The sequence below is a fragment of the Peribacillus sp. NPDC096540 genome (assembly GCF_050278525.1).
GTDB lineage: Bacteria > Bacillota > Bacilli > Bacillales > DSM-1321 > Peribacillus.
The window spans coordinates 1-3,598 of the sequence record NZ_JBNNTG010000092.1; the positions used below are offsets into that span (position 1 = coordinate 1).

At 35.2% G+C, this 3,598-nt stretch carries 2 protein-coding genes and 2 pseudogenes; all 4 read left to right on the forward strand.

Features of this window, described 5'->3' with window-relative positions; genetic code table 11:
• Nucleotides 1-313 precede the first annotated feature (313 nt).
• Nucleotides 314-612: pseudogene (locus ACQKMR_RS28185) on the forward strand (DUF4180 domain-containing protein).
• 100 nt (nucleotides 613-712) lie between these two features.
• A complete protein-coding gene (locus ACQKMR_RS28190; protein WP_427700219.1) occupies nucleotides 713-1,276 on the forward strand; it encodes a GNAT family N-acetyltransferase in 564 nt (187 codons plus the stop codon).
• Nucleotides 1,277-1,597: 321 nt separating this feature from the next.
• Nucleotides 1,598-2,797: an NlpC/P60 family protein gene (locus tag ACQKMR_RS28195; protein WP_427700220.1), complete on the forward strand. Its 1,200-nt coding sequence runs from the start codon at nucleotides 1,598-1,600 to the stop codon at nucleotides 2,795-2,797.
• A 498-nt stretch (nucleotides 2,798-3,295) separates the two neighbouring features.
• A pseudogene (locus tag ACQKMR_RS28200) lies at nucleotides 3,296-3,382 on the forward strand (GNAT family N-acetyltransferase); the annotation flags it as partial.
• Between the last annotated feature and the right edge of the window lie 216 nt (nucleotides 3,383-3,598).

Here is a 3,598-nt window from a genome sequence, read left to right on the forward strand (position 1 = left end):
GTGATATAAATTGAAACGCCGTATACGCGAACCGTACGTACGGTGTTGTGAGAGGGGCGAAAATAATACACTTATTTTCCCCCTACTCGATTATGTAACTATCGGGGCAGGTTTGTTCAATAAGTCACAATAGGAATGTTCATCTACTGTAAAATATAATTAGACGTATTAATGTTCCAGAAATTAAAACAAAAATCAGAGGATTTATTATTGTGCAACAAAATTATTTACGAAATGGAGGACTATTATGAAAATAAATACCGTTAAGCAGAATAATATTGAAATTGCTGTTATAAGCAGTAGCGAGATACTAATAAAAGATGTTCAGTCGGCATTGGATTTTATGGCGACAGTACAGTATGAAACTGGCTGTGACCGTATAATTTTGAATAAATCGGCAATATGTGAGGACTTTTTTCACTTAAGTACGAAACTTGCAGCGGAAATATTACAAAAGTTTATCAATTATCAGTGAAAATAGCCGTTGTAGGGGACTTTTCTGTATATTCAAGTAAGAGTTTGAAAGCCTTTATCTATGAGAGTAATAAAGGGAAAGATATATTTTTCTTTTCTGATGAAAAGCAGGCAATTGAAAAATTAAGTTTAGTGTAATCATTACTAATGAACATAATTCTTTTTGTATATCAAAGATTGTGAAAGGGTGTACTTAAAGTAACGGGTGCGTTAGTTCAAGAGGAAAGGGGCTGCCCTAATGAAGATAATTGGAGAAGATAATGTGAAGATAGATATGGTATTTGATTATGAGATGGGTAATGATTTAACCTCAAATATACAAGAATTGTTACGCGAATGTTTTCAAAAAGACTATCCCAAAAACAGAATTTATTTTAAACAATTACCTCATTTTAGATTTGTAGCTTTTAACGAAAAAAATCAACTTGTTGGACAGGTAGGAATAGATTACAGAGTGATGAATCTTAACGGAGATCCTATAAGAGTACTTGGTCTAATTGATTTATGTGTCACCCAAAACACTCGCTCAAAGGGGATAGGTTCGATGTTACTTTTAGAAATTGAACAGTTTTGTTGCAATAGAAATATTGATTTTTTATTGTTATTTGCTGACAACAAAACGTTGTATTTAAAAAATGGATACAGGTCAGTTACGAACAAGTGTAAATGGTTAAAAATTGACCATGAAAGTCAAATTACAAGGGGTATAGGTTATGAAGAAATTGAGGGATTAATGATTAAGGAAGTTGGTAAGTATGGTTGGCGCGAAGGAGATTTAGATTTTTTAGGCTATCTTTATTAAGATAACGGTGCTTTACTTCAAAAACTAGGGTGATGCGGCAGCCTATTTTAATGAACTAAAGGGGCAGGTTAGCTCAATAAGAAAAGTGGAAGGTAAATCCAATTGATAGTGTTTTTATGTTAAAGTTGTACAGGGGGTATTTTATTACTGGAGAATTTTGTAATTTTAATAGTAGGAAGAAAAAATGGAGAAAATACTTGGTTTCACAAAGAACTTGTATCTTGACGTATTCGTTTCTATACGTGAATTTATTTATGGATTATTAGTTATTGGTTTAGTCATTTATTTTGACTATATTTTTTAAATAAAGGAAGGGTTATTATGGGGAAAAGAATATTAGGTAGTATGTTGCTTATATTGCTAGGCATGGTTAGTTTTACTTTTTTATCTGGCTTAAAGGTTGAAGCAGCAGATCGAGTGCATACTGTATCCTCTCAAGAAACGGTAGAATCGATTGCAGCGACTTATGATATATCGGCAGAGCAATTGATGAAGACGAATGGTTTACCGGATGGAAAGTTATATGTGGGCCAGAAGTTAATCATTCAAACTGTTTATACTCCTTCCATCTATCAATGGACAGAGAGAGGGAAACAAATTGGGAATTATGCGAAATCTTTTACAGGATTTAAAAAAACGGCTGGAGAAGAGACACCTTTAAAAGGGTTTGATTCTAGCGGATTGATTCATTGGGTACTCTCCCGACAAAAGGTGCCCATCGACCGTTTGTCAGTTGAAGGCTATTATAAGCAAGGAATGGATACAGATACTCCTAAGGCTGGAGATGTTATATTTTTTCTGGAAAAGGGAAGTTCAAAAGTCGTGACCGCTGGGATCTATCTGGGGGGAAATCAGTTTGTTAATTCTGGATACGGAGCAGAGACAGTTCAGGTAAGATCTATCACAGAAAAGTATTTTGCACAATACCAAGTCGCGTATAAAACGTATACACCTAAGGGAGAGCATGTCGTTCAAAATAGTGAAACACTTAAAAGCATCTCGGCTACTTATGGTGTATCGGTGGATACAATCAAAAAGCGTAACGCTTTACCAACTGATAGCTTGATGCAGGGGCAGTATCTTCAAATATACAGCAGTCCTTTGTATCCATTTTATGCAAATCAAGAGGCTTCCTATGATAAAGCTTATGAAGTCATAAAGTATGCATATACTCTTCGTGGATTTACCTATGTTTTCGGAGAATATAATCCAATGATTGGAATGGATTGCAGCGGTTTTATCTATTGGGTCATGAAGGAGCAGGGCATTTCCTTTAAACGTGGTTCGGCAGCGGACTACTATTCCTTGCTGCCGAAACTCACATATCCAAAGGCAGGGGACTTAGTATTTTTTAGAGATACAAACTTAAGTCAAGAGATAACCCACGTAGGTATTTATCTAGGGGATGGTCGCTTTATTCATACAACAAAGAATACTGGCGTTCATATATCTGATCTTACTTCAAGCTATTTTACTCAGAAGTTCGAAAGTTTTGGGAAATTCAAAATCATTATGGACTAAGATAGACACGAGAGAATTAAGACTACTTGGATTTTCTAGTGATATTATCCCCTTAAGATAGGCAGTGTAACAAAACCACGAACAAGCGTGGATGTTACAACTACTATTTAGAGGGGATTTTTAATGGCTTAAAAAAGGAAAAAGTTTGAGGAATATACAAATGAAAAGACAAGAGTTATATGCAAATTATTAGCGTTAGAGAACATCCAGAGTATAAAGAAAAAGCAATTAAATATTTTCAGTGCAAATAGGCAAATGAAAACAGTATGAAAGTATATGAGGACTGTATTACACTCAGCATAACAACGGACAATCCGTTTTCTATTTGGTATTTATTGGAGGATTCAGGAGAAATTATTGGTTGCGCAGGTCTTATTAGCAATGATTTTATTAGTCGTATGGATTTATGGCCTTGGATATGTGCTCTTTATATAAAATAGCTATCGTGGAAGGTCTTTAGGTAAAGAGCTTCTTTCCCGTGTTAAAGCTGATGCCCAAAAAGCAGGATTCAATAAAGTTTACCTTTGTACTGACCACATTGGAAACTATGAAAAATATGGATTCACTTACATAGGTGACGGCTAACATCCTTGGGGAAGTAGTTCAAGAATTTATGAGGGCAATAACCAAAATAATCATTTTTTAGCTTAGCGCTTTTTTTATTCAAGAATCGATTTTCTTATAGAACTAACAGGTGCGTTAGCTGAAGATCGGAGCTGTCTTTATGCCAGCTTTTTCTTGTGTGCCAGGCATGGCAACTATCTAGGTGGTGAAAGTCCACTGTGGGGGTACACATCGACC

Excerpts from the sequence above, each read along its gene's own strand:
- ACQKMR_RS28190 (WP_427700219.1), top strand. The coding sequence starts at position 713 with ATGAAGATAATTGGAGAAGATAATGTGAAGATAGATATGGTATTTGAT.
- ACQKMR_RS28195 (WP_427700220.1), top strand. The coding sequence starts at position 1,598 with ATGGGGAAAAGAATATTAGGTAGTATGTTGCTTATATTGCTAGGCATG.